Annotated in this window: 29 protein-coding genes; 8 read left to right on the top strand and 21 right to left on the bottom strand. The window is 29.8% G+C overall.

Annotation, left to right across the window (positions count from 1 at the left end):
* The first annotated feature begins 164 nt into the window (after positions 1–164).
* Positions 165–1,451, top strand: a complete 1,287-nt coding sequence (gene hisD / locus ACIJYG_RS02145) for a histidinol dehydrogenase (protein ID WP_435098001.1) — start codon at positions 165–167, stop codon at positions 1,449–1,451.
* A gap of 3 nt (positions 1,452–1,454) precedes the next feature.
* Here hisD and ACIJYG_RS02140 read toward each other — a convergent pair whose 3' ends face one another.
* The 7 genes from ACIJYG_RS02140 to ACIJYG_RS02110 all read right to left on the bottom strand — a co-directional run bounded on the left by ACIJYG_RS02140 (position 1,455) and on the right by ACIJYG_RS02110 (position 8,448).
* Positions 1,455–2,216 carry an alpha/beta fold hydrolase gene (locus tag ACIJYG_RS02140; protein WP_435097998.1) on the bottom strand — a complete coding sequence of 254 codons (762 nt, stop codon included), beginning with the start codon at positions 2,214–2,216 and terminating at the stop codon, positions 1,455–1,457.
* Positions 2,217–2,221: 5 nt separating this feature from the next.
* Positions 2,222–2,830: a LysE/ArgO family amino acid transporter gene (locus ACIJYG_RS02135; protein WP_435097995.1), complete on the bottom strand. Its 609-nt coding sequence runs from the start codon at positions 2,828–2,830 to the stop codon at positions 2,222–2,224.
* 9 nt (positions 2,831–2,839) lie between these two features.
* On the bottom strand, positions 2,840–4,345 hold the full coding sequence (locus ACIJYG_RS02130; RefSeq protein ID WP_435097992.1) for an ABC transporter permease: 1,506 nt from the start codon (positions 4,343–4,345) through the stop codon (positions 2,840–2,842).
* Positions 4,335–5,396, bottom strand: a complete 1,062-nt coding sequence (locus tag ACIJYG_RS02125; RefSeq protein ID WP_435097989.1) for a quaternary amine ABC transporter ATP-binding protein — start codon at positions 5,394–5,396, stop codon at positions 4,335–4,337. Before ACIJYG_RS02125 ends, ACIJYG_RS02130 begins: the two co-directional genes overlap by 11 nt.
* Before the next feature lie 72 nt (positions 5,397–5,468).
* A complete protein-coding gene (locus tag ACIJYG_RS02120; protein WP_435097986.1) occupies positions 5,469–6,431 on the bottom strand; it encodes an ABC transporter substrate-binding protein in 963 nt (320 codons plus the stop codon).
* Between the two features lie 121 nt (positions 6,432–6,552).
* On the bottom strand, positions 6,553–8,034 hold the full coding sequence (locus ACIJYG_RS02115) for an aldehyde dehydrogenase (protein ID WP_435097983.1): 1,482 nt from the start codon (positions 8,032–8,034) through the stop codon (positions 6,553–6,555).
* Positions 8,035–8,037: 3 nt separating this feature from the next.
* Positions 8,038–8,448 (bottom strand): VOC family protein, encoded by a 411-nt coding sequence (locus tag ACIJYG_RS02110; protein WP_435088819.1) that lies wholly within the window; start codon positions 8,446–8,448, stop codon positions 8,038–8,040.
* Positions 8,449–8,520: 72 nt separating this feature from the next.
* On the opposite strand from ACIJYG_RS02110, the gene epsC reads away from it, so the two are divergent.
* The 4 genes from epsC to ACIJYG_RS02090 are packed head-to-tail and all read left to right on the top strand — an operon-like array spanning position 8,521 to position 10,820.
* Positions 8,521–9,099, top strand: a complete 579-nt coding sequence (gene epsC / locus ACIJYG_RS02105) for a serine O-acetyltransferase EpsC (RefSeq protein WP_435097980.1) — start codon at positions 8,521–8,523, stop codon at positions 9,097–9,099.
* Positions 9,099–10,100 (top strand): cysteine synthase A, encoded by a 1,002-nt coding sequence (locus ACIJYG_RS02100; RefSeq protein ID WP_435097977.1) that lies wholly within the window; start codon positions 9,099–9,101, stop codon positions 10,098–10,100. The genes epsC and ACIJYG_RS02100 overlap by 1 nt, the downstream gene beginning before the upstream one ends.
* A 51-nt stretch (positions 10,101–10,151) precedes the next feature.
* On the top strand, positions 10,152–10,484 hold the full coding sequence (locus ACIJYG_RS02095; protein WP_435097974.1) for a DMT family transporter: 333 nt from the start codon (positions 10,152–10,154) through the stop codon (positions 10,482–10,484).
* Positions 10,485–10,820: a DMT family transporter gene (locus ACIJYG_RS02090; RefSeq protein WP_435088811.1), complete on the top strand. Its 336-nt coding sequence runs from the start codon at positions 10,485–10,487 to the stop codon at positions 10,818–10,820.
* Here ACIJYG_RS02090 and ACIJYG_RS02085 read toward each other — a convergent pair.
* The 4 genes from ACIJYG_RS02085 to ACIJYG_RS02070 are packed head-to-tail and all read right to left on the bottom strand — an operon-like array spanning position 10,817 to position 12,768.
* Positions 10,817–11,164, bottom strand: coding sequence for a DUF952 domain-containing protein (locus ACIJYG_RS02085; RefSeq protein ID WP_435097971.1), 348 nt, complete (start codon positions 11,162–11,164; stop codon positions 10,817–10,819). The two genes, ACIJYG_RS02090 and ACIJYG_RS02085, sit on opposite strands and share 4 nt — an antisense overlap.
* Before the next feature lie 2 nt (positions 11,165–11,166).
* The gene (locus ACIJYG_RS02080; RefSeq protein ID WP_435097968.1) at positions 11,167–11,730 is read right to left on the bottom strand and encodes a DUF924 family protein; all 564 of its coding nucleotides are present in this window, start codon (positions 11,728–11,730) and stop codon (positions 11,167–11,169) included.
* A complete protein-coding gene (locus tag ACIJYG_RS02075) occupies positions 11,727–12,533 on the bottom strand; it encodes an inositol monophosphatase family protein (RefSeq protein WP_435097965.1) in 807 nt (268 codons plus the stop codon). Before ACIJYG_RS02075 ends, ACIJYG_RS02080 begins: the two co-directional genes overlap by 4 nt.
* A gap of 55 nt (positions 12,534–12,588) precedes the next feature.
* Positions 12,589–12,768 carry a hypothetical protein gene (locus ACIJYG_RS02070; protein ID WP_435088807.1) on the bottom strand — a complete coding sequence of 60 codons (180 nt, stop codon included), beginning with the start codon at positions 12,766–12,768 and terminating at the stop codon, positions 12,589–12,591.
* Between the two features lie 44 nt (positions 12,769–12,812).
* On the opposite strand from ACIJYG_RS02070, the gene ACIJYG_RS02065 reads away from it, so the two are divergent.
* Positions 12,813–13,670, top strand: coding sequence for an NAD(P)-dependent oxidoreductase (locus ACIJYG_RS02065; protein ID WP_435097962.1), 858 nt, complete (start codon positions 12,813–12,815; stop codon positions 13,668–13,670).
* Between the two features lie 280 nt (positions 13,671–13,950).
* On the opposite strand, the gene ACIJYG_RS02060 is transcribed toward ACIJYG_RS02065, so the two are convergent.
* Both ACIJYG_RS02060 and ACIJYG_RS02055 read right to left on the bottom strand, forming a co-directional pair.
* A complete protein-coding gene (locus ACIJYG_RS02060; RefSeq protein WP_435097959.1) occupies positions 13,951–14,532 on the bottom strand; it encodes a hypothetical protein in 582 nt (193 codons plus the stop codon).
* Complete coding sequence (locus tag ACIJYG_RS02055) at positions 14,502–14,969, bottom strand: c-type cytochrome (RefSeq protein ID WP_435097956.1); 468 nt, start codon at positions 14,967–14,969, stop codon at positions 14,502–14,504. Before ACIJYG_RS02055 ends, ACIJYG_RS02060 begins: the two co-directional genes overlap by 31 nt.
* Between ACIJYG_RS02055 and ACIJYG_RS02050 the strand changes: the two genes are divergently transcribed.
* Positions 14,964–15,491 carry a cytochrome b gene (locus ACIJYG_RS02050; protein ID WP_435097953.1) on the top strand — a complete coding sequence of 176 codons (528 nt, stop codon included), beginning with the start codon at positions 14,964–14,966 and terminating at the stop codon, positions 15,489–15,491. The genes ACIJYG_RS02055 and ACIJYG_RS02050 overlap by 6 nt on opposite strands.
* On the opposite strand, the gene ACIJYG_RS02045 is transcribed toward ACIJYG_RS02050, so the two are convergent.
* The 6 genes from ACIJYG_RS02045 to ACIJYG_RS02020 are packed head-to-tail and all read right to left on the bottom strand — an operon-like array spanning position 15,492 to position 22,991.
* Positions 15,492–16,184, bottom strand: a complete 693-nt coding sequence (locus ACIJYG_RS02045) for a 3'-5' exonuclease (protein ID WP_435097950.1) — start codon at positions 16,182–16,184, stop codon at positions 15,492–15,494.
* On the bottom strand, positions 16,168–17,631 hold the full coding sequence (locus ACIJYG_RS02040) for a DUF294 nucleotidyltransferase-like domain-containing protein (RefSeq protein WP_435097947.1): 1,464 nt from the start codon (positions 17,629–17,631) through the stop codon (positions 16,168–16,170). The genes ACIJYG_RS02045 and ACIJYG_RS02040 overlap by 17 nt, the downstream gene beginning before the upstream one ends.
* Entirely contained in the window at positions 17,624–18,340 is a 717-nt protein-coding gene (locus ACIJYG_RS02035; protein WP_435097944.1) for a class I SAM-dependent methyltransferase, read from the bottom strand. Before ACIJYG_RS02035 ends, ACIJYG_RS02040 begins: the two co-directional genes overlap by 8 nt.
* Positions 18,315–19,514: an MFS transporter gene (locus ACIJYG_RS02030; protein ID WP_435088799.1), complete on the bottom strand. Its 1,200-nt coding sequence runs from the start codon at positions 19,512–19,514 to the stop codon at positions 18,315–18,317. The genes ACIJYG_RS02035 and ACIJYG_RS02030 overlap by 26 nt, the downstream gene beginning before the upstream one ends.
* On the bottom strand, positions 19,515–22,550 hold the full coding sequence (gene putA, locus ACIJYG_RS02025; protein WP_435097941.1) for a bifunctional proline dehydrogenase/L-glutamate gamma-semialdehyde dehydrogenase PutA: 3,036 nt from the start codon (positions 22,548–22,550) through the stop codon (positions 19,515–19,517).
* 3 nt (positions 22,551–22,553) lie between these two features.
* Complete coding sequence (locus ACIJYG_RS02020; RefSeq protein ID WP_435088796.1) at positions 22,554–22,991, bottom strand: DUF4396 domain-containing protein; 438 nt, start codon at positions 22,989–22,991, stop codon at positions 22,554–22,556.
* Positions 22,992–23,013: 22 nt separating this feature from the next.
* On the opposite strand from ACIJYG_RS02020, the gene ACIJYG_RS02015 reads away from it, so the two are divergent.
* Positions 23,014–23,697: an MBL fold metallo-hydrolase gene (locus ACIJYG_RS02015; RefSeq protein ID WP_435088795.1), complete on the top strand. Its 684-nt coding sequence runs from the start codon at positions 23,014–23,016 to the stop codon at positions 23,695–23,697.
* On the opposite strand, the gene ACIJYG_RS02010 is transcribed toward ACIJYG_RS02015, so the two are convergent.
* Both ACIJYG_RS02010 and ACIJYG_RS02005 read right to left on the bottom strand, forming a co-directional pair.
* On the bottom strand, positions 23,690–24,010 hold the full coding sequence (locus ACIJYG_RS02010; protein WP_435088794.1) for an AzlD domain-containing protein: 321 nt from the start codon (positions 24,008–24,010) through the stop codon (positions 23,690–23,692). The genes ACIJYG_RS02015 and ACIJYG_RS02010 overlap by 8 nt on opposite strands.
* Entirely contained in the window at positions 24,003–24,701 is a 699-nt protein-coding gene (locus ACIJYG_RS02005) for an AzlC family ABC transporter permease (RefSeq protein WP_435097938.1), read from the bottom strand. The genes ACIJYG_RS02010 and ACIJYG_RS02005 overlap by 8 nt, the downstream gene beginning before the upstream one ends.
* Positions 24,702–24,718: the final 17 nt, after the last annotated feature.

Below are 24,718 nucleotides of genomic sequence, written 5' to 3'. Positions count from 1 at the left end.
CTAAATTAAATTTATGAAACCAATCGATTATATAAGTTTATATCTCTTAGTGATCATTCTTTGTGTGACTAGTGTAAATATGGCCTATAGATTTTATTTTTAAATCATTGAATAAAATTCATTTTTACTTTATTAAGATGTTCTTAAAACAAAGGAAATAATCAATGGCTATACAATATTTAAAAAAATCACCAAAAACATCATCAACTGACGACACAAAAACAACAGGTATAGTTCAAGATCTTTTAAAAAATATTGAGACTACAAAAGAACAAGGTTGTATCGATTTAACAAAAAAATTTGATAAATACGATGGTGATATTATTGTTTCTAAAGAAAGAATTGAAGAGATTAAAAAAACACTTGATCAAAAAACTAAAGACGATGTTCGGTTTTCATACGATAGAGTTAGAAAATTTGCTGAAGCGCAATTAAAAAACTATGGTCAGGATTTTGAAGTAGAGCTTTCAGAGGGTTTATTTGCAGGTCAGAAGCTTGTACCTGTAAACACTGCAGGTTGTTATGTGCCTGGTGGAAGATATGCTCACATTGCATCAGCTGTTATGAGTGTAACAACTGCAAAAGTTGCAGGTGTTAAAAATGTAATAGCTTGTAGCCCACCAAAAGAAGGTGTGGGTGCTCATCCTACAATAATATATACGGCTGATTTATGTGGTGCAGATGTAATTTTAAACTTAGGTGGTGTTCCAGCTATTGCTGCTATGACAAATGGTTTATTTAATAACCCTCCAGCTGACATTATAGTTGGTCCTGGTAATCAATTTGTTGCTGAAGCGAAAAGAATTTTATTTGGTAAAGTTGGAATTGACTTGTTTGCAGGTCCTACTGAAATTGGAATTATTGCTGACGCTAAAGCAGATCCAGAAATTGTAGCTGTTGATTTAGTTGGTCAAGCCGAACATGGTTATAATTCACCTTGCTGGCTATACACAACAAGCAAAGATCTCGCTGAAAAAGTAATGAAAAGAGTTCCTGAATTAATAGCTGAACTGCCAGAAGTTCCAAGAACGAATGCTGATGCTGCTTGGAGAGATTATGGTGAAGTTGTTCTTTGTGATACAGATGAAGAAATGGTTAAAATCAGTGATGAATACGCACCTGAACATTTAGAGGTACAAACAGAAAATCTACAATGGTTTCATGACAGATTAACAAACTATGGTTCATTATTTATTGGTGAAGAAACTACAGTTGCTTATGGAGATAAATGTTCTGGAACAAACCATATTTTACCAACTAAAGGTGCCGGAAGATATACTGGTGGTTTATTTGTTGGAAAATTTGTTAAAACATTAAGTTTCCAAAGAATGACTAAAGAGTCTACAGAATTAGTTGGTGCTGCGGCTGCTAGAATTTCTAGATATGAAGGAATGGAAGCTCACGCTAGAACGGGTGATGTCAGGTTAAAAAAATATGGTTATTCAAACTAATAACTATTTTTTTTGGTTAACAAAACTCTTAATTAAATCATTAAATTTATCTGGTTCTTCAAGATGTACGTTATGACTACAATCTTTAAAGATTTCTAGTCTACTATTTTTAATTTTTTTGTTAAGTGTATCAACTTGGTCAAAGTTATAAGCCGTATCTTTATCACCCCAAACAATTAATGTTTCATTCTTAATATCTTTTAAATTTTCTATACCTGACCAATTTTTCATCGCTTTAAGTGCATTATCAGCAGTCTCTAGAGAAACATTTTTAACTGCATTTGCACATAAATAATAATTTTTATCCTGGTCACCCTTTACAAACCATTTCTTTGGAACTCTTGAAAATGATACAGCTGCACCCTCTTCTTTTAATCTTTTTCTCGTTTCATCAATTGTTTCAAATCTTCCAGGTATTTCGCCAATAGATCCTGTTGCAAAACAAATTAATTTATTAACTCTGTTACCAGCAATTTTAGTTATTTCTTGAACTATCATTCCACCCATTGAATGACCAAGTAAATTAAATTTATCTATTTTTTTTTCATCAATTGTGTCAATTACAAACTTTGCCATTTTATTAATTGAGTCTAACGATTGGACACCACTACTCTCACCAAATCCAGGTAAAGCTGGTGAAATTACTCTACAAAAATTTGAAAAAAAATTTCTTTGATTACACCACATTTCAGATGAGCCTAAAAAACCATGAACTAATACTAAAGGATATCCCTCACCTACATCATCTATATAAATTTTACTCATAATATTTAATTAATCATTTTTGTTATAATAAACAATGTTAAAAAACTCATAAAAATAATTATTGAGATATTAATTATATTCCAAATTTTTTTACTTTTCGCATATTTAGAAAGATATTTTGAAAGATATCCAATTAAGAAAAAAAATAAAAAAGATGCAATTGATGCACCTACTCCAAAGAGTATTTTTTGACTTATTATGAAGTTCTTTGAAAAATTTCCTAAAAAGAATACTGTATCAGAATAAACATGTGGATTTAAATATGTAAATCCTAGAGTTTTTAAAAAAATATTAAATGCTGTAATACTTGTTAAATCTGTATCAAAATTGACTGCCGTATTATAATTCTTTATTTTTGAATAAATAAAATGAAGTAGAAAAATGACTAAAGCTATATTGAATAATAATTCAACAATTGAATTAAAATACTGATTAAAAAATTGAAAAATAAATATTCCAAGAAAAATTAAAATTAAGTCTGAAATAGAGCAAACTATACAAACAAGAAATACATGTTGTTTTTTTAACCCTTGTTCAATTACAAAAATATTTTGAGCACCAATTGCTAAAATAAGACTTAAACCAGTAAAGAAACCTAATAACAGAAATTCCATTAGGTTTTATTAAACTCTTTTCTTACCTTGAACAACCCTATCTAAAATTAAAGCTACAAATAATATCGCAACACCTGCGAGTATACCTTGACCAACATTAGCATATTGTAAAGCTTCTAGTACATCTTGTCCTAAACCTTTTGCTCCAATTAGTGATGCAACTACAACCATTGCTAAACTTAACATTACAGTTTGGTTTACTCCTGCTAAAATTGATGGAGTGGCTAAAGGTAAATCTACCTTTCTTAGTAAATACCATTTAGTTGCACCGTAAGCTATTGCAGCTTCCCTGATTGTCTCTGGCACTCCTCTTAATCCAAGTACTGTTAATCTAACAACAGGAGTTCCACCAAATATCATCGTAATTATAACTGCTGCAACCTTCCCTGTTCCAAAGAATGCAATTACAGGTATCATAAATACAAACGCTGGCATTGTTTGCATAAAATCCATTATTGGTCTTATCATTGAATAAAATCTTTGTCGTCTTGCACAAAAAATTCCAAGTGGTATTCCAATTGCGATACTTAAAATTGCTGCTGTTCCAAGTAATGCGAGTGTTGTCATTGCTTTAACCCAAAAACCTAAAAAGCCCATGTAACATAAAAAACCTGCTGAATAGATTGCAGCTCTAGGACCAGCAGATAGCCCTGTTAAAGTCACTATTGCAGTTATGATTACTATCCAAGGTGTTTTAACAAATAATAATTCTAAAAAATCTAAAACAGATCTAATACCAATTGTAATTGCAGTAAATAATGCATCCCCTTTTAATACAGCATAATTAAAAATTTTTTCTACCCAGGTAATAGAAGTCAATCTGATATCTGGATGGGTTGGAAATTCATCCATAATTACAATTAAACCTGGAAAACTGTAGTGCACTACTGAAAAGAACATAATTACAGAAGCAAAAACTGTACTTAAAATATAGTTTTTAGTTTGCATACCAGGGCTTATTGATTTGTCAGATAACCATTCGGAATATCTTTTTTCTAATTTAGAGTTTGCAAGAACACCCTGAATAATCTTAATTGAAATTAAAAGTGCTATTCCAAAAATTGTTATCCAGATGGCTGATGCCTCAATTCTACTAACTTCATCAATATAACCTTGCATAGCGTCTTCTAGTGATTTGATATTTCTTTTATAGACGTCAACTTTATCCGGATTATTTGTTATAGCTGCTTCTAATTGTTTGTTTCTAAAGGCAATAGTAGATTGTACCTGTTCAATTTTTTGAATAGCATCCTTTGTAATATTTCCAAATAAACCTCTTATTATTTGAACAACAGAAAAAGTTTCAATAATTAGAAAAGTTAAAGCCCAATTCCAAATGTTTCTCATTCCAAACCAAATTGGTCCAAGAATTGCTGCATATAGATTAAATGAAAAAGAAAAAGTAGGTTTACTACCTATTTGTTGGAATTTCTCAATATAATATTCTGGATTTGTTTTGACAAAATCAGTTATTAACTGAGATCTTGAAGGGTTGTTAAGTTCTTTACTCACCATCTTCTCCTTCAATAACTGCTTTTAAAAGATCAGACTGAGAAATTACCCCAACAATTTTATTTTGATCATTATTTACAATGATTGGTTTATCTCTTGAAGCTGATGTCTCAATAAGTTTACTCAATAAATCACTTTCATTAACAGCTTCTAAATCATTTGAAAGTTTTCCATTTTTATTTTCAAAATTTTCAACTGATTGCATTATTGATTTAGCCTGAACTACTTTTAATCTAGAAATACCTTTAACAAAATCAGCGACATAATCATCTGCTGGACTAACAACAATTTCTTCAGGTGTTCCAACCTGAATAACTTTACCATCTCTCATAATTGCAATTCGATGACCTACTCTTACGGCTTCATCTAAATCATGAGTAATGAAAACAGTCGTTTTTTTCATTTGTTTTGAAAGTTTAATAAATTCTGATTGAAGTTGTCTCCTAATTAATGGATCTAATGCACTAAACGGTTCATCCATTAATAAAAAATCTGGATCTGCTGCTAATGCTCGAGCAAGCCCTACTCTTTGCTGCATTCCACCTGATAGTTCATGAGCAAATTTATTTCCCCAACCTTGTAATTCAACAATATCTAAAATTTTATTTGCAGCATCTAATCTATCGTTTTTGCTCACACCTCTAATTTCAAGAGGCATTGCGATATTATCAACAACAGATCTATGAGGCATTAGTGCAAAGTTTTGAAATACCATACCAATTTTTTTATTTCTTAATTCTTGTAAATTATCTCTATCAAGTGTCATTACATCCTGACCGTTGATTAAAATCTTGCCAGATGTTGGTTCTAAAAGTCTATTGATATGCCTAACTAATGTTGATTTTCCACTACCTGAAAGGCCCATTACACAAAATATTTCACCCTGCTTAACATCAAAAGAAACATCGGATACACCTATAACTGAGTTATATTTCTCTAAGGCTTCATTTTTTGAAATTCTTTTATTTTGAATTGCATCTATTGCTTCGTTCGAAGTGTTACCAAACACTTTCCAAACATTTTCAATTTTAATTGCTGATCCAGATGAATCCATTTAACTTTCTTTTATTTGAGGAAAATATACCCGGCAATATAAAATTGCCGAGTATAAATAATTTATTTTAGATTAAAGACCTAACCAACCATCAACTGTTGATTTGTTAGCTTTCATCCAAGCTCTCGCTACATCAGCTGGTTTTTTTTTCTCAACTGAAATTGCATAAGCCATAGCCGATACATCATCTGCTGTTAGTTGAAAGTTCTTAAAGAATTCAACAATAGCTGGAGATTTACTTTCTAGAGAAGTTCCCCATCCAATTTGAATTTTTTTAAGTGCGTCTTTAGAAGCTACATATGATTTTTTGTACCAATCAGCATCTTCTTTAGGTTGTACCATTTTGTATTTAGCTGGATCGAATTTTGGCTCTTCCAACATAACTACATCAGCCATTCCCCAAATCGCATGCGGTTTGTAACAATAAAATGCATAGCCTTCGCCTTTTTTAATAGAGTCAAGAACTCTTGCATTCTTAACTGCTTCTGCTGCTCTTATTGGTTCGATACCTGCATCATATAAACCATAGTCTCTTAACTTAACTTGGTTAACATTAGCTGAAGCCCAACCATCTGCACCAATCCAGAACTCACCTTTACCATTGCCATCACTATCCATAGCTTTAACAACTTCAGGTCTTCCTAAATCTTCAATTGCAGTAATATTAAATTTTTTCGCAAATTGCTGAGAAACACAATAACCTTGGTTTCCTTCATATGGTTTGCTACTTAATTTTAAAGTTCCTTTTGGAACTAAATCATTTGTATAAGCTTGTTGATTTGGTAACCAGATATCAGGGTGAACTTCAATCTCACCTTTACTTCTGTCGATCGCACCATAAATAGCAGTGTTGTTTCCTGGAACAAGTTCTGCTTCTCCACCCATTTTATCTGTAACAACTGCAGCTAATAAGTTTGCAATGGCTGTTGCACCTGTCCAACCTGGATCTCCAATTTTTACCTTCTCAGCAAATGTCGAAAAAGTAGCAAAAAGTGAAATTAATCCAGCTACAAGTGTAGTTTTAATTATTCTCATTATCTCTCTCCTATTAATTTAAAAATTTAGTCTAACGTGAATGAACAAAGTAAGTCAAAGGAAATAAAGTTACAAAAGATATATATATAGCTTTGTCTTTTTAACTTAATGGTCGCAGTAATTATTGATGACTAATCCAGATAGTTTTTGTCTGAAGAAATGAATTAAGAGCTTCAGTTCCTTGATCTCTGCTTAATGAACCTGATTGTTTATAGCCTCCAAATGGAGTTTTAATATCTCCCTCTGAAAAAGTATTAATTGATACTGTTCCACAAGGTAAACTTTTTGCTAGATGAAAAGCTCTATTTATATCTTGGGTGAATACACTAGCATGTAATCCATATTTTGAATTACTTGCAATTTTCAAAGCCTCTTCATCATTTTTAACTGTCAAAACTCCTAATACTGGACCAAAGATCTCTTCTTGAGCAATGGTCATATTTTCTTTTAATCCGTCAAACAATGTTGGCTTTGCATAAAAGCCTTTTTGTTTATTGTTTGATACTCCACCAGATAAAAGTTTTGCACCTTCATCTATTCCTTTTTGAATATACCCATCGACTGTTTGTAAATGTCCTTTTGAAATCATAGACCCCATATTCGATTTTAAATCTAATGGATCACCTACTTTTAATTTTTTTACTCTTTTTATTACTTTATCTAAAAATTCATCTTTAACTTTTTTGTGAACTATCTGCCTCATGTTTGCTGAACAGTTTTGGCCACCATTCCAAAAAGCAGAATTTATTGCATTATCAATCAAATCATCATTAATTTTTGCATCCTCTAAAACTATGAATGGACTTTTACCACCCATTTCAAGTGCAACAGGTTTTAAATTACTTTCACTTGAGTATTTTAAAAAATATCCACCTACTTCAGTTGAGCCTGTAAATGAAACAGCATCAATATCCTTATGTCGACCTAGAGCCTCACCAACATCTCCATATCCTGGAAGAACGTTTAATACACCGTCTGGAATTCCGGCCTCTTTACCAATTTGAGCAACTCTAATTGCAGTTAGAGGAGTATCTTCTGCTGGCTTAATTATTACTGAACAACCTGCAGCTAATGCTGGTGCCATTTTCCAAACAGCCATCATTAAAGGGAAGTTCCAAGGAACAATTCCTGCAATAACACCTATTGGTTCTTTAACTATTAAACTTGTAATAGATGGTTCGGTTGGACCAACTTTTCCAAAAACTTTATCTATAAGTTCTCCATACCACTGAAAATGCATTGGAGCATCATTGGCGACTTCATTAATACAATCTGTAACTAATTTTCCAGTATCAACACATTCTAAAACTGAATTTTCATCTCCATGTTTTCGAAGTAATTCTGCAAATTTTAATAAAATTTCTTTTCTATGTTCTGGAGAACATCTTGACCAAACACCGCTATTAAAAGCTTTTCTTGAAACTTTGACTGCAAGATCAACATCTTTATGATTGCATTTAGCAACAGTGCAAAGTTTTTCACCTGTTGCAGGATTTATTGTTTCAAATTTTTTACCATCAATAGCATTTACATATTTGCCATTAATAAATGCTCTTCCTTCAAACTTTAATTTCTTTGCGATAGTTTTATAATTGGTAGCCACTAACTATTCTGGATTAGCTGTAAGTGTTTTTATCTCTAAAACATTTTCATTAGGGTCTTTTACGAAGAAAGTTTCCTGTTCGTACTTGGTTCCTTTAAATCTTAAGTATGGCTCATCATAATACTTAGTGCCATTATCTTTTAATCTCTGTTTAAGAGCATCAAAATCTTTCTTTGATAAATGCACGCCAAAGTGAGGAACAGAAACATTTCCCATATCAACATCATGTCTTTCATTATCCAATTTATGCTCACTTGCATGAAGAGTTAATTCATTACCCCAAAAATCAACATCAGCCCATTCTTGATCAGAATTATCTAATCTACAGCCTAATGTTTCGCTGTAAAATTTTTTTGCAACCTCTAAATCACCACAAGGTACTGCTAAATGAAAACAATTTGTATTTCTGTACATAAATTCTCCTCTTTAATTATGAATTATAATGACTATATAAAGATCACTTTTAAGTCAATCTAGCAAAAAAACATGGGAAATTTTTTACAATCTATAATTGATCGAGATCCAGCTGCAAAATCTAAGTTAAGTTTAATTTTAACTTATCCAGGAGTTAAAGCTGTGTTCTTTCACAGAATTGCTAATTTTTTTAGTGTAGCAAAATTTGATTTGATGGCTCGAATAATCTCTCAGTTTTCAAGATTTTTGACCGGTATTGAAATTCATCCCAAAGCAAAGATTGGAAAAAATTTATTTATAGATCATGGAATGGGAGTTGTAATTGGAGAAACTTCAGAAATAGGAGAGAATGTAACTATCTATCATATGGTTACACTTGGAGGAATTGCTCCAAGTATAAATTCAAATGGTCAGCGTAATATTAAAAGACACCCAACAATCGAAGATGATGTGGTTATTGGATCGGGTGCACAAGTGTTAGGTCCTGTCAGAGTTGGAAGATGTGCTAAAATTGGTGCTAACGCAGTGATTACAAAAGATGTTCCAGAAAAAGCTGTTATGGTTGGCATTCCTGCAAGAAATGTTGGAATCGCTGATAGCGAATTCAAACCTTACGGTATTACTCCAGATAGTGATACAAAATCAGATTAATGAGTAAAATTCAAAATGATTTTATTTCAGGGATTGGAAACACTCCTTTAATAAAATTAAGAGCTGCATCAGAAATAACAGGATGTAATATTTATGGTAAAGCTGAATTTTTAAATCCAGGTGGATCTGTTAAAGATAGAGCTGCATTAGCATTAATTAGAGATGCTCAAGAAAAAAAATTGATTTCAAAAGGCGGAACTGTAGTTGAGGGAACAGCAGGTAATACTGGAATTGGTTTAGGCCTTTTAGGAAATTCTTTAGGGTACAAAACCATTATTGTAATGAACGATAATCAAACTCAGGAAAAAAAGGATTTATTAAAAAACCTAGGTGCAGAACTTAGATTGGTAGCACCAAAACCTTACAAAGATGAAAATAACTTTGTAAAAATTGCAGCAAGACTAGCTGATGAATTAAGACCATCAAATAATAACGGTGTTATCTGGGCTAATCAATTCGATAACACAGCAAATGCAAAAGGTCATTATGAGGGAACTGGACCAGAAATTTGGGATCAAACAGATGGTAAGGTTGATGGATTTGTTTGCTCATCTGGAACCGGTGGAACTATTTCTGGTGTAAGTAATGCTCTTAAAGAAAAAAATAAAGATATAAAAATTTATTTATCAGATCCCAAAGGTTCTGCTCTTTATAATTACATAAAGAATGGTGAGTTAAAATCAGAAGGTGGATCTATTACTGAGGGAATTGGTTCAAGTAGAGTAACTAAAAACTTTGAAAATGCTAAAATAGATGATGCTTATTCAATCGATGACCATGAAGCACTACCAATTCTATACGATCTAATTCAAAATGAGGGGTTAAGCCTTGGTACAAGCTGTGGAATTAACATAGCTGGTGCAATCAGACTTGGTAAAGAACTGGGACCTGGAAAAACTATCGTTACAATTCTTTGTGATCGAAGTGACAAATACTCAACAAAAATGTTCAATAAAAAATTCCTTGAGGAAAAAGGATTACCCTTCCCTAGCTGGCTTTAAAATACCAAAATAATTATATATATTTATCAAGATTTAATTTAAGATTATTAAATGAGTCTGGCCACATCATATGGTTTTCTAATCCTAGCAGTTGTTCTAGGTGTAACTTCAAATAGTTTTGCGAAAACTGCTGAGGGATTCACACTTATATTTCCAAGTATTATTACTGGAATAACGATTGTTATGTGCATGTATGCACTTTCGATGGTAATGAAAAATATTCCAATGGGTATTACTTATGCATCCTTTGCGGGTTTAACAATCATTGCAACTGTAGTTGTTGGAATATTTAGATTTGATCAAATGCCTAATCTCTATTCAATAATTGGTTTGGTCTTTATTATAATTGGAGTTTTAATGGTAAACCTTCTGGGAAATAATTAAATGAAACCTTTGTTTGGATATTTGTTTTTAGTTGTTGGTATTTTTGCTGGGATAGCTGCTAATAGTTTTGCAAAAATATCTGAGGGTTTCACAAAGACTTTGCCAATAATTTACATGTATCTACTGATGATGATTTGCTTATTTTGTATTGCAAAAGCTATGCATGCACTTCCAGTTGGGTTCGCTTATTCAACATATAGCGGATTAACAGTAGTGGGTGTTGTGGCATTTGCTATGATTAAATATAATCAAATTCCAAATATTTATGGTCTTGTAGGAATAACATTAATTATTATTGGTGTTGTGATGGTTAATTACTTGGGAAAATTAAATTAATTAAAATTATCAGGTAATTTATGAGTACCATCATCTGACAAGATGATTTCAAATTCATCTACAACATTAGACAAATCTAATGAAGAATATAAATGAGGAAACATATTTCCATCAGAGGCTTGTTCCCAAATTAAATTATCTAATTTTAATGTTTCAACTTTAAGTAAAACTAAATTCTTTTGTTTTGAATAGTGCTTTTCAAGAGTTCCTTTGACCTGATCTTCTCCTGAAAAATGAATAAAACCATCCTTTGCATCTTTAGAAGAGCCCAAATAAGTCTCAGCCTCTTTTACTTTTTGCCACTCACCCTTATCAATTATTTTAAAAATATATTTTAAATTCACAACTACCAGGAAGAATTAGGACTATTTAAAAAAGCTATTTCCTCATCAGTAGACTCTCTTTCGAGAACCTTGTTTCTATGAGGGTATCTATGGAATAATCTAATTGCTTTTGTGTGATCTTGCCAAAATTTCTTAATTTGAACATAGTCCTCATGCTCTCTAAGATATTTATTTAGCAAATAATAAGCCATGTCGTGATCTGTTATTTCTTCACTATGAATAAGAGGTAAAATCATAAAAAATCTTTGGCTTTCATTCATTGCTTCAAGATAGCCAGCATAAACAGCGTCATTTACAATCAATCTTGTTTTGTGATCTTGTGCAAAAGCCTTTTTGTCATTTCTAAACATGTTTCTTGAAAATTGATCAAAAAGAATAACTAACGCAAGGGCACTCGTCGGTTGATCTTGCCAATCATCATACTCATTCTGAGAAGCTAATTCATAGTCTTTTAAAAACTTGCCCCTTATAGTTTTATCAAATGCTTCATCTTTTTTAAATCTTTTTTCAGATGGAGTTTCTTTAAACCAAAAATCTAAAATTTCTTGAGCTTTTTTTGGGATCATTTTGAAACTGGTTTCAATAATCTTAAAAATTTATTATGAATAATTTTGTTTGGGGATACTAAAATATTTCCAGCATTAACAGCATCTCTATTGTCCCAAGTAGAAAGATATCCGCCTGCGGCTTTAATAATTGGAATAATTGGGTGAATGTCCCAAATTTTATTTGAACATTGAATTACAACATCCACTCTTCCCTCTGCCAAATGTGAATAGCTTAGAGCATCACTACATGGAAATTGCATTAATTTTAAAATTTGTGGAATTTTTTTTTGCTTATCTAGCGAAAGCGAACCATGAAATGCTGCTGAAACTTTTACATTCTGAAATGTGGCTTTATTATTTACTGACAATTTTTTTCTTTTTCCATTATCAACTACATAAGCAGTTTTTTCGGAGTAGTTTAAATAATATTTTTTAAGAACTGGAAAATTAGCTAAACCTAAAATAGGATTTCCTTTATAATTTAATGAAATAAGGTTACTCCAAGTTGGATTACCAATAACAAATGATCTAGTGCCATCGATAGGATCTATAACCCAAGTAAAATCACTTTTTGATTTTTTATGACCAAATTCCTCACCAACTATTTGATGGTCAGGAAACTTATTTTTAATTTTAGATCTTATAAATTTTTCAAACGCTTTGTCAGATGTTGTTACTGGATCGTATCCTTTGCCTTTAAGTTTATTTGATACTTTAAAAGTTCTATTTAATTTTGAATAATAAAAACTAGTTAAATCTTTTGCTAACTTATTTAAAAAATTAGCATAAATTAGATAGTTTTTTGAATTAAATTGGTCCACATCAATCTCTTACTATTTTATTAATGCTGAATAAAGTTAAAATTTAATTACTAGTCTATTTTTTCAAACAATTATTAACTAGTATTGCCATCAAAATCCAAACAACAAAAGCTTCTCCATGTGTGAACACGTAGTCAGCCCCAGCAGCACCTGCTATAATATTAATTGCATAGATAATTATAGTTGATGCAACAAGACTAATTAATAAATCTTTTAATGCGCATAAGTATTTCATGAATCAACTGTATACATATTAAATTATCATGTAAACTTCATTATATGAATAATGTTGGCTTTATTGGTGTAGGTTACATGGGCTATGGAATAGCCAAAAATATTTTAACTAAAAATAACAACTTATTTGTAATTGCTAACAACAATAGAAAACCTATTGAAAAAATTGTTAGCAAAGGTGCTAAAGAAGTAAAAACTTTAGAAGAGTTTAGAGAAAAACAGTTAAATGTTTTAGTCAAGTGTGTAACTAACACACCAATAGCAAAAGAAATTGCCACAAAACTCTCTAAGATTTTAGATAAAAAAACTTTGATAATTGATATCACAACTCACAATAAAACAGGATCAATAGAGACAGAAAAAATCTATCGATCTAGCAACATCAATTATGTTGAGTGTCCTGTAATGGGAGGTCCTGCTCAGGCAGAAGAAGGCATCTTAGGTGGTATTGTTGGAGCTACAGATAACAATTTTAAATTAGCAGAACCTTATTTAAGATTATTTTGTAAAAATTATTTTCATTTTGGTTCAGTTGGAATGGGTGCAAAATCAAAGTTATTAAACAATTTTTTAACACTTGGAAATGCTGCATTGATAAATCATATGACAATAGCAGCCAAAAAATTTGGCCTTGATTTACAAAAATTCTTCGATGTAGCAAAACTTGGCTCTGGAAATTCAGCTGCACTTAATAGAATTTTTGATGCTTTACTTAAGGACGATTTAACAGGATTTAAATTTACAGCTATCAACTCTGTAAAAGATTTAAGCTATATTCAAGACTTGTTAAAAGAATTTCCTGAAGCTGAAAAAATTGCAGAAGATAATAAAAATTATTTTCAAAAAGCGGTTGATGATGGCTATGGTGAAAATTTTATTAGTGAATTGATTGCTAAAAAGTAATTTAGAGAAGAATAATTTAAATTATCGAGACTCTACTAATGCCTTAGGTTGTATTCAAGAAGTATATTTGCATATAAATCAAATAAATAAATTGAAATAAATTTTATAATTACTATCTTTATATTGAAGGAGGTTATTATGTTAAAACTTACACCACCTGATACATAAGTGAAAAAACAATCCATAAAAACAATAAATAAAATCCAATCGGATTTAAAAGCCAAAGAGGCTATATAAGGGAGCTCTTTAGGACTTATCTTAAAGAGCGAACCCTTAAAAATTAATTAACAGATTTTAATATTTCTAATGGCAATGGTGCATCAGGATATTTGATGCTGCATAGTTCTTCATACTTTTTACAAAAGGTAATTAAAACCTCATAAACATTTTCTTTATTTTTGAGATCTAAACTTTCAATCATATGATCTCTTTCTAACTCTAATTCTTTGATCTGATCACTGTTTACAAACTCACCTGTCTCAATTTCCCAGAAGGTGTTTTTTAATTCTTCCTCACTTAACTCTTTTAATTTTTTTTGAAGTTCAATAATTACCTCGTCACTGGTTTGTTTATCTTTCATAGGTGAATTCATTAATTTAATTAAACATTTATCATTCAATCCATCTATAAAATGGTAATAAGGCCTACCTTCAGACAAATCTCTAAAATGATTTGAATTCAAATAACTATTAATCGCAGCCTTAGTGGATCCTTTTTCCTTACCTTTTATTACTGCTATTTGTACATAGACTTCTTGATGAATATAACCATCTAGATGTTCTTTTATTTTTACAGGTATCATAATTCTTATAAATTTTAGATATGCAAAATTTAATGCTCTTTTCTGTATTTTGAATGGCAAGCTTTGCAATTACCCCACATTAGCTTACCTAATGTGCCCTTAATATTTTCTGCATTTTCAATAACAGATGCTAATTCAATCATATTGCTAGAAGATTTTTCCATTAACAAATTAAATTCATCTTTTTCTTGCCAAATTAAAGGGATGGCTTCTGTTTTAAATCCTTCTTTGGTATTTTCAGGAAACATCTTTTTTAAGGATTTATAATTTTCACTCATTTCTAGCATTAATTTTTTTGCTTCATCAAAATCTTCATTTGATGAAAGAGATTGAACTTTTTTAGCTGTATTATAATTTTTTTTGAATAAAGCTTTTCTATTTTTAATTATTTCTTCTATTGATTGTTCGGCATTAACGCTTGAACTGATAAATATTGAAGTTATTAAAAATAAACTAATACCAATATTCTTAGCAATATGTTTAATTAGGCTATGCATTTGAAAAACACACTAACAGAGTATGGTTTAATTTCAAAATTATTACATTGGCTGAGTGCAATATTGCTTATTGGACAAATTCCGCTTGGTTTTTATTTGGTAGATTTAGATTTTGGACCAGAGAGATTAAATATAGAAAATATTCATGTAGCAGTTGGTTTGTCTCTATTTTACTTAGTTATTTTAAGATTACTTTATAAAATTTTTAATCCAACACCAAAATTAGAGCCAAGTATTTTTAAAGGTCAAAAATTTTTAGCGAAGCTAAATCACATACTGCTGTATGTGACAATTCTATCAATCACAATATCCGGAATTTTTAAAAAATTATTCAATGGAGAAACAATATCAATTATTTTTAAAAAAATTAAAATTCAAGATAATTTTGAACTTGGAGAATTATTTTATGATATTCATATTTTTTCAAACTATTTGATGATAGCTCTTATCATTATTCATTTAATGGCTGTGATTACCCATAAATTATTTTTTGGTGACAATTTATTAAAAAGAATTCTTTAGCTAATGAATATTTTTTGCATTCTTTATAATGTGATGCAAGTTCAACCCTCGGTCACACAATTTTATCAATCCTGTAATATTTGTTATTCCTAAATTTTTTGCTTTGTTTAAAAGAAACAAAAACAATCTAGCTGTTAACCAGCAATCACCTAGGGCAGAATGTCTAACTTGATCATCAGCTTTTATATTAAAGTGTTCACATAAACTTGTTAGTTCATAATTCTTTAAATCTGGGAAAAGTCCTGCAGTAAGATGAATTGTATCAATTGGTTGAATAACCTTCATTCGATTAGCAAGATTAGTATTTTTAGCATTGTTTTTTAAAAATTTAATATCAAAATCAATATTATGACCAACTAAAACACTCTTTTTAATAAACTTTAGGATTTTATCTTCTATTTCAATTAATGTTGGTTTGTCTTTGACATCTTCATCCTTAATGTTGTGTATCATAGTTGATTGTTCTGGAATTTTAATTTGAGGATTCACCAATTCATCCAAAATCACATCTTCTCTGATCTTAAATTCACTAATTTTAATAGAAGCAACAGATACAACTTTATCTCCCTTAGACACTCTCAATCCTGTTGTTTCAGTATCTAAAATTGCAAAATTAGATTGTTCAAGTGTTACTCGGTTAAACAACTTTTGTTTTTCAAAATAATATTTAATCTTATTAAAAATACTCTTCACCAATATCTACTCTTACCCTTTGTTTTAATTTTCTAATTTGTTTAAGATAAATTTTTAAAACTTTTTTTTCTCTTTCAAGTAAAGTTTTTGGATCAATAAAATTTTTAATTGTTAAACCTTGTTTTGTTCTTTCAACTTGATTTTTAAGTAAAATATTTGACATAAAACGATGAGCATTTTTGAAAAAATCTACTTCATCAACAGTTAAAACCTTCAATTTATTGAGTTCATTTAATCGCTCAAATGTTGAAATTTTTGTAACCTTATGTTTGATTGAATATAATCTAATACTTTCTACCAACGGAAGTGTTCCTGTGTGTTTTAGGTTTAATAAACCTAAATTTTCCTTATCATTTTTTTCTAAAATAAATTGGCCAAAAAAACCAATTGCAGCATCACTTTGTTCTTCACTAAAATACAAAAACTTTAACAATTTTTTTTCATGCAGTTTTTCGTTTAAATAAATCTTTAAATTTTCAGCTAGTTCTTTTTTACCATAAATAGATCTAAAATCGTAAAGCATATCAATATTTCTCATATCTTGAGGGGTGTGATTATCTAAAAATTGAGTAATTTGATTTTTCCATTCTCGTACGCTTTTTCTCCACAATGGATTACTTGCCATTAAGTCTCCTTTACAAAAAGGAATACCACAGTCATCTAAGGTTTTTGTGAAATCCTTAGCAAGTTCATTAAAATATAAATCTACTTTTTTTGGGTCTTCATTGTTAGTTTCATAGATTATTCCATTATCCTGGTCAGGATGCAGAAAACTTTCCATTCTTCCCCCTGAGCCCATAACAATGACTGAATATTCTGGGATTTTTTCTATTATATTTTTTTCCCCAACTCTTTTTTCTGCCAATCGAATTACCCTACGGTAGATGACATTGTTTAAAAAACTTAATAAATATGAAATATCACCTGGATAAGCATTTCTAACTAACATGTTATTAGCTAAAATCACTTGTTGTTGTTTAATTTTAATTAAACCTGAAACGTCTTGCTCATCATAAGTCATGTTGTCAATTTGATTCACCACATCTCCTAATTCAGCTTGCAAAGCTGTATTCATATCAATCATTCCCTGAATTTTTGAACTCATATCTAAAACAGGAAGATGATTTAAATTTAATTTTCTCATTTTGCCTACCGCATGAAATAACAAATCGTCCTCATAAACGAATTTAACTGGATGTGTCATAACCTGATCAACTTTAGTTTTCTCATCAGCACTAAAAGCGACCCTTTTAAGAATATCTTTTTCAGTTATTATTCCGATCATTTTTTCATTTTCTTGAATTATGACAGTTGATTTTTTTTCTTTTCTGAGTTTCTCAATAGTTGTTTTAACCAGTTCATTTTTTTTAACCAAGACAAAGTCATCAGTCATATAATCCATGACTTTATTAGTAAACAAATCTACACTGTTAGATCTTTTAGACATTTCTAGATATAATTATACATTGCAACTTATCGTTAAATATAATTTTTTTTGTAAAGTTTGAATTAATTTCATTCACTCCCTTTTTGATTTGATTTAGATCAAATTCTAATAATATTGAAATATACCTATCGTTAATCATTTGAAGGTATTTTGACTTTAAAATTTTAACTTTATAAATAAATTTTTTTGTCTTACTAATTTTGTTGTTATTCTTTAGCAGTGTAATTATCTTTTTATCCCTATTCAAAGATTTTTTAAGTTTACTGTTCATTAATTTGAATGTAGGGATTTCATTTTTATATGGATCTAAAGTTAACACCATAATAACACCATTTGGTTTTAGATATTTTTTACAAAGTTTAATTAGTTTTTTGATTTCTCTTATTTTCAACAAGTGAATTGTTTGTTTTATTAAGATTAAATCAAAAAACTTTTTATTTTTGTCTAAAAAATTTAAACCATTTGATTTTTTAAATCTAATTCTTTTATCTTTGTCTTTGTGGTCTACAATATCGATACCTATAGGTTTAGATATTAACTTTAATTCATTATATAAGTTTCCAGAAATTTTGCCCCTTCCACACCCAATATCTAAAATTTCAGATTTAGAATCAAGATTGCTGTTTTTAATTAAGAATTTACTGAAAGATTTAATATAATCTTTTGAGGACAACCAAGTTTTATTATCCCAATTTTTTAACGATACCATTTTGTTTTTTTTTATAGAAATCTGCTCTTATTGAAATCAAAATAATCAATAAAACTAAAGGAATACAAGCTAAATTAATCTCATTCCAACTAAATTTTAAAATAGAGTAGCCTGCAGTTAAGCTTGCGATAGATTGTATGGAAAAAACTAATACATCGTTAAAACCTTGTACTTTAAATTTCTCACTTTCTTTATAACAGAGCACTAACAAACTAGTTCCTCCAATAAATAAAAAATTCCATCCAATGCCTAATAAAACTAAAGCAATTAAATAATTTATAAATGTTTGGTCATAAAAACTTAAGAAAATACAAATTAGATAAATTAATGCTCCTGAATAAATAATTGTCGAATGTCCAAATTTCTTTATCAATCTACCTGTAATTAATGATGGCAAAAACATTCCTATTATGTGTGATTGAATAACAATACTCGTTGAACCTAATGTAAATCCATGCATCTTATACATGCTGATTGGTGTAGCAGTCATAATGAATGACATTATTGAATATGCAAAAGCAGCTGTAACAATTGCCTGAAGAATAATCGGATTTTGTAATAACTCAAAATATGATCTTTGATTACTACTAATGTTTTCTTTGGTTTTTGGATTTTTATCTGTTCTATAAAAGATTAAAAAAAAGACTGGTATAATAGTTAATACTGCTAAAGAAATATAAGATCCCGTATAAAGATGATCTGAAATTATATTTTTTGAAAAATTTGCAACGTTAGGACCTATTAAAGCAGAAAGAATTGTTGCAAGTAATAAAATTGAAATAGCTCTTGAGCTTTCATTTTTTTCAACTGTTTCAGCTGCAGCAAATCTATATTGATGGGTAAAAGCAATCCCTGTGCCAATTACAAAACATGAAATACAAAATAGAATAAAATTTTCATTATAAATTGAATAAGCTCCAAGCAATGAAGCTAAACTTGAGTATGTTGATGAAAGTATAAATCCTTTTTTTCTTCCAATTTTACTCATTATCTTTGCTGCAAAAAAAGAAAATACAGCTGTTCCAACAATAGAAAGTGAAGTTGGCAATGTAGCAAGAGATGCAATTGGAGATATTTTTAAACCAACAATACCACTAATAAAAACTGTTATTGGGGGTGCAGTAAAAGAAAATACCTGACAAATAGTCAGAAGAACTAGATTCTTATTTACCATTTAATCTTCTACTTCTGATAATAATGATGCATTTCCACCCATTGAAGAAGTATTGTTAGAAATACTTTGTTCATGGCATAACCGTTTTAAATACTCAGGTCCTCCAGCTTTTGGACCTGTGCCTGATTTTTCATATCCTCCAAAAGGTTGAACTCCTACTACTGCACCAATCATGTTTCTATTTATATAAATATTGCCAATTTCAGCTTTTTCTACCACCCTATCAATGGTTTTGTCTATTCTACTGTGTATACCAAGTGTTAATCCAAATCCAAGATCATTAATATCTTCGATTAATTGATCTAAATTTGAAGCTTTATACTTCAGCATGTGAACTACTGGACCAAATACTTCATTTTTTAAATCTGATAGTCTTTCAATTTCAATTAATGTTGGTGGAATAAAATTACCTTGATTTAAATTTATCTCTGTTTGGAAAACTTTATCAAATTTCTTTATATGATTATTAATATTATCAAATGCTTCAGTATCAATTACTGGCCCAATATCTGTTGACAATTCTTCTGGATTACCAACTTTTTGTGTTTTCATTGCTCCAATCAAAGTATGCTTAGTATGTTCATAGATATTTTCTTCAACACATAATATTCTACAAGCTGAACATCTTTGTCCCGCACTATCAAAACCTGAATTAACTACATCTTTTACAACATGCTCTGTTAAAGCTGAAGTATCTACAATCATACAATTAAGACCTCCTGTTTCTGCAATGAAAGTTGGAATATTTTCTTTTTGCTGAAGATTAGATTGAATAATTTTTGCTGTTTCTAAGGAACCAGTAAAGATGACATTCTTAAGTTTTTTATCATTAATAACTTTTTTTCCAATTAACGCTCCATCACCTAATAACAATGCAATTGCATTACTGGGCAAACCAGCTTTTAATAAAAGTTTTATAATATAATATGCTGCAAATGATGATTGTTCAGCGGGTTTGGTAATTACTACATTACCAGTAATAAGTGCAGCAACAGTTTGACCTATAAAAATTGCAACTGGAAAATTCCAAGGGCTTACCACGAACGAAAGGCCTTTTCCTACCATTCTATATTGATTAAGTTCTCCAGTTGGTCCTTTTAATGTTTGAGTTTGAAATAAATTTAAAGCTTCTTTTGAATAGTATCTGCAAAAATCAATTGCTTCTCTAATCTCTGCAATTGAGTTTTTAATACTTTTACCAGACTCTTTTGCGCATATTTCAATAATGTCATTTGTATTATCTTCAATTAAATTTGAAAATTTTAAAAAAATCTCAACTTTTTTTTCAATTGGAAATTTTTTCCATTTTGAAGAGTATTCTTTTAAGCTTTCAATTGCTGTTTCAGATATCTTCTCATCAGCAAAATACTTTTTCCCTAAAACAGAAGAGCTATGAGGAGATTTTATATCTATCTCTTTATCTGATTTAATATCCTTACCATTAATTAATGAGTAAGCTTTAATATCTTTAAATTTTCCATTAAATTGAAAACTTTCAACCACATCTTCCTCACTTAAATCTAAGCCTTTTGAATTTTTTCGATCTCCATAGATATCTATTGGTTTTTTAATTTTGTCCTCATCAAGTTTTTCGATTTTAGCGAGTGGGGATTGAACTAATTTTGAGACATCAAAATCTTTCGTTTTTAGTTGATGAATAAATGAAGTGTTAGCACCATTTTCTAACAATCTTCTTACTAAATAAGGTAGTAAATCCTTATAACCACCAACTGGCGCATATACTCTACATTTAAAATTTTCATCTTTTTCAAGATATGAATAAATTTCATCACCCATTCCATGTAATTTTTGAAATTCAAAATCCCGATCTTTAAAAAGAGTTTTAATATATGAAATACTATGAGCGTTGTGGGTCGCAAATTGTGAAAAAACATTATCATTTTCATAGAGTTTATGAGCACAGGCTAGATATGATATGTCGGTTGCAAATTTTTTAGTAAACACTGGGTAATCAATAAAACCTTGTTCTTGAGCAACTTTTATTTCTGTATCCCAGTAAGCTCCCTTAACCAATCTGATATTAATTTTTTTATTAACTTTATTTAAATATTTTTTAAGCCAATCTAATGCAAAAAAAGCTCTCTTTTGGTAAGCTTGAACCGCAAATCCAAAACCTTGGTATTTTTCATCAATTAATTTACTTTCAATTATGTCCTTAAATATGAATAACGATAAATTTAATCTATCAGCTTCTTCTGCATCAAAACAGATATCAACATTATTTTCTCTTCCAAGTTCTGTAAGTTTATAAGCCTTTGGAAAAAGTTCTTTTTTTAATAAATCTAATTTGTTTCGCTCATATCTTGGATGTAGAGATGATAGTTTAATGGAAATACTTTTTTTATGAGGGTTCTTTCCTTTGCCAGTTTCAATTATTGCTTCTTCATATTGACTATAATATCGATCGGAATCACCATAAGTAACTGCAGCTTCACCCAACATATCAAATGAAAAAGTATATTTGTCATGTTTTTTTTCATTACTAAAATTAATTGCTTTTTTGATATCTCTTTCAAAAACAAATTGTTTAGCAAGAATATTAATTGCTTGCTTGATTGCATTTCTTAAAATTGGGCCTGAAAGATTTTTAACAACTTTGCCTAGTATATTTTTATTTTCTTCAACTTTTTCTTCAACAATTTTACCTGTTAGTAAAAAAGCTATTGAGGAGATATTTACAAATAAATCTTTATCGTTCTTGATATATTTTTTCCAATCCCCTATCGGAATTTTGTCTTCTATTAAATCATTAATTGTTGTTACATCTGGTATTCTTAAAAGAGCTTCTGCTAAACACATCAGCACAATACCTTCGTTACTTGTAAGTGAGAACTCATGAATTAATTTACTAAATGGGCTTCCAGCTTTGTAGTTTTGAGCATTTTTAACAATATTAATTGATAAATAATCAATTTGCTTTTGATTAAGTTCTGAAAAATTAGACACTAGATAATAAAAATGATCTTTGACTAATTTTTTTTGATTTAAATATTTATTATTGAATATATTTTCCATTGCTTAGTGACAGGCTATTCCAAATTTTTTCAATCTCCAATAATTGTAAGGCCATGGAGTTAAAAAACCCACAATTAACATGATTGGCACAATCCACCATGTTAACATTGCCCCACCGGTTAAAAGATAATCAGTTAAGTTCATTGCAATTTCCATACTAATCATTGAAATAAAACTCATCCCACACGCAGTTTTAAATGCACTTTTGAAATTAAAATTCTGTCTCATTAATATTATAGTCTCTAGGATTATACTTGTGATTAATCCGTTTATGATTGCCAGAGTCATAATGGCTGCAACTGTCCATGGAATTTGTGTAATTTGGAAAAATAAGATAGTTCCAAAATCACCAATCGAACAACCAATCACACACCACATCGTATTTTTAGCACTTGATTTCCAAGTGTGATTACATGACCAATCAAATGTGGAGGTATTCATAATAATTTGATATTAATATTTTATGATCTTTAAACAAGTATTTGACATTAAAACTTCAACTTATACATATTTAATTGCTTCGGCAAAAGGTCGCGAAGCTATAATTATAGATCCGGTAATCGAAAATGTTAATGAATATATTCAACTTTTAAAGGCATTAGATCTTAAGCTTGTAAAAGTCATTGATACTCATATTCATGCAGATCATGTCACTGGTGCTTCTAAATTAAAACAAGCCACTAGTTGTGCAACACTTATGGGGGAGCACACACCTGCTGATACAGTTGAAATTAGAGTAAAAGATAACGAAATGATCAATCTTGATGATTTAAATATTAAATCTATCTATACTCCTGGACATACATCAGAAAGTTATAGCTTTTTGCTAGATAATTATCTTTTTTCAGGTGACGCGCTTTTAATCAACGGTACTGGTAGGACTGATTTTCAAAATGGAAACTCAAAAGACTCTTATCACTCAATTTTTGATAAACTTTTAACCTTACCAGAAGACACACTCCTTTATCCTGGTCATGATTACAATGGTAAAAAAGTAAGCACAATTGGTAATGAAAAAAAGTTTAATCCTAGATTGCAAGTTAAGAACGTTGATGAATATATTGAAATTATGTCAAACCTGAACTTAACAAAACCAGATATGATGGATAGCAATGTTAGTAGAAATATTCAATTAGGTATTAATTAAATATAACAAAAATTAAAAACCAATAAGAAATTAATCCAGAAAATATTGTTGCTACAACATTTTTACTAACAAGACCAATTATTATTGCAATGATTGCTGCAAATATTTTTGGGTTATTTTCAATTAAAAGATCTCCTGTCACATCTAAAAAAATAGCTGGAAAAATAATTGCTGGAAATATTGCAGAAGGAACAAAGGATAAAACTTCTCTCACTCTATTTGTGAACATTTCTTTTTTAAGTATTGCAATCATTAGATATCTTGAAAAGAAAGTAATTAAACCACAGTAAATTATTAAAGACCACTCAACCATTATTAAATCTATTAAATTTTGTTAAGATCATTGCTGCTATCAAACCGCTTGTTGCTGCTACTATTACGTACGCTTTAAATGGAATAATTTCATAGCCAAATGTTGCTATTATACCAGAGATAATAATTACAATTACATTTATCAATTTTCTAAAATCATCTACTATTAGAGCTAAAAATGTTAAAGGAACTGCAAAACTTAATCCAAGTTTTTCAGGTATTATTGAGCCTAAAAATATTCCAATAATTGTTGTGATTTGCCAGATAATCCAGCAAGTAGCACCAGCGCCAAATGAATGAAATGCTCTATCTTTATCAGAACTTTTTTTTAAATAAGAGTTTGTTACTGCAAAAGCTTGGTCAACTAAAAAGTAAGAAATTATTATTTTCCAAGTCATTTTAAAATCTGACATATGCTCAGATAAAACAGCTCCATATAGTAAATGTCTTGAATTTACCGCACCAACAGAGCTAAGGATTACTAACGAAGAAGCTCCTGCTGAAAAAAGTTGTAAAAAAATTATTTGTGATGCTCCACCAAAAATAATAATCGACATAGCCATTGTTGTTATCGGTGATAAGCCGAGATCTATAGCCAAAACACCAAATATTATTCCGAATGGCACAACAGGTATCATTAATGGACTTACATCCGCTACACCTTTTAAGAAAATTTTAGATTTATTGCTCATTAAAAAAACAATATGTA

The sequence above is a fragment of the Candidatus Pelagibacter bacterium nBUS_27 genome, assembly GCF_051200985.1.
GTDB lineage: Bacteria > Pseudomonadota > Alphaproteobacteria > Pelagibacterales > Pelagibacteraceae > Pelagibacter.
This window is presented reverse-complemented; position numbering and strand designations above follow the sequence as displayed.

Bases quoted from the DNA above. Each gene is read 5' to 3' on its own strand.
- hisD (WP_435098001.1), top strand. From the start codon at position 165: ATGGCTATACAATATTTAAAAAAATCACCAAAAACATCATCAACTGAC.
- ACIJYG_RS02140 (WP_435097998.1), bottom strand. From the start codon at position 2,216: ATGAGTAAAATTTATATAGATGATGTAGGTGAGGGATATCCTTTAGTA.
- ACIJYG_RS02135 (WP_435097995.1), bottom strand. From the start codon at position 2,830: ATGGAATTTCTGTTATTAGGTTTCTTTACTGGTTTAAGTCTTATTTTA.
- ACIJYG_RS02130 (WP_435097992.1), bottom strand. From the start codon at position 4,345: ATGGTGAGTAAAGAACTTAACAACCCTTCAAGATCTCAGTTAATAACT.
- ACIJYG_RS02125 (WP_435097989.1), bottom strand. From the start codon at position 5,396: ATGGATTCATCTGGATCAGCAATTAAAATTGAAAATGTTTGGAAAGTG.
- ACIJYG_RS02120 (WP_435097986.1), bottom strand. From the start codon at position 6,431: ATGAGAATAATTAAAACTACACTTGTAGCTGGATTAATTTCACTTTTT.
- ACIJYG_RS02110 (WP_435088819.1), bottom strand. From the start codon at position 8,448: ATGTACAGAAATACAAATTGTTTTCATTTAGCAGTACCTTGTGGTGAT.
- epsC (WP_435097980.1), top strand. From the start codon at position 8,521: ATGGGAAATTTTTTACAATCTATAATTGATCGAGATCCAGCTGCAAAA.
- ACIJYG_RS02100 (WP_435097977.1), top strand. From the start codon at position 9,099: ATGAGTAAAATTCAAAATGATTTTATTTCAGGGATTGGAAACACTCCT.
- ACIJYG_RS02095 (WP_435097974.1), top strand. From the start codon at position 10,152: ATGAGTCTGGCCACATCATATGGTTTTCTAATCCTAGCAGTTGTTCTA.
- ACIJYG_RS02090 (WP_435088811.1), top strand. From the start codon at position 10,485: ATGAAACCTTTGTTTGGATATTTGTTTTTAGTTGTTGGTATTTTTGCT.
- ACIJYG_RS02080 (WP_435097968.1), bottom strand. From the start codon at position 11,730: ATGATCCCAAAAAAAGCTCAAGAAATTTTAGATTTTTGGTTTAAAGAA.
- ACIJYG_RS02070 (WP_435088807.1), bottom strand. From the start codon at position 12,768: ATGAAATACTTATGCGCATTAAAAGATTTATTAATTAGTCTTGTTGCA.
- ACIJYG_RS02065 (WP_435097962.1), top strand. From the start codon at position 12,813: ATGAATAATGTTGGCTTTATTGGTGTAGGTTACATGGGCTATGGAATA.
- ACIJYG_RS02050 (WP_435097953.1), top strand. From the start codon at position 14,964: ATGCATTTGAAAAACACACTAACAGAGTATGGTTTAATTTCAAAATTA.
- ACIJYG_RS02055 (WP_435097956.1), bottom strand. From the start codon at position 14,969: ATGCATAGCCTAATTAAACATATTGCTAAGAATATTGGTATTAGTTTA.
- ACIJYG_RS02040 (WP_435097947.1), bottom strand. From the start codon at position 17,631: ATGTCTAAAAGATCTAACAGTGTAGATTTGTTTACTAATAAAGTCATG.
- ACIJYG_RS02035 (WP_435097944.1), bottom strand. From the start codon at position 18,340: ATGGTATCGTTAAAAAATTGGGATAATAAAACTTGGTTGTCCTCAAAA.
- ACIJYG_RS02030 (WP_435088799.1), bottom strand. From the start codon at position 19,514: ATGGTAAATAAGAATCTAGTTCTTCTGACTATTTGTCAGGTATTTTCT.
- putA (WP_435097941.1), bottom strand. From the start codon at position 22,550: ATGGAAAATATATTCAATAATAAATATTTAAATCAAAAAAAATTAGTC.
- ACIJYG_RS02020 (WP_435088796.1), bottom strand. From the start codon at position 22,991: ATGAATACCTCCACATTTGATTGGTCATGTAATCACACTTGGAAATCA.
- ACIJYG_RS02015 (WP_435088795.1), top strand. From the start codon at position 23,014: ATGATCTTTAAACAAGTATTTGACATTAAAACTTCAACTTATACATAT.
- ACIJYG_RS02010 (WP_435088794.1), bottom strand. From the start codon at position 24,010: ATGGTTGAGTGGTCTTTAATAATTTACTGTGGTTTAATTACTTTCTTT.
- ACIJYG_RS02005 (WP_435097938.1), bottom strand. From the start codon at position 24,701: ATGAGCAATAAATCTAAAATTTTCTTAAAAGGTGTAGCGGATGTAAGT.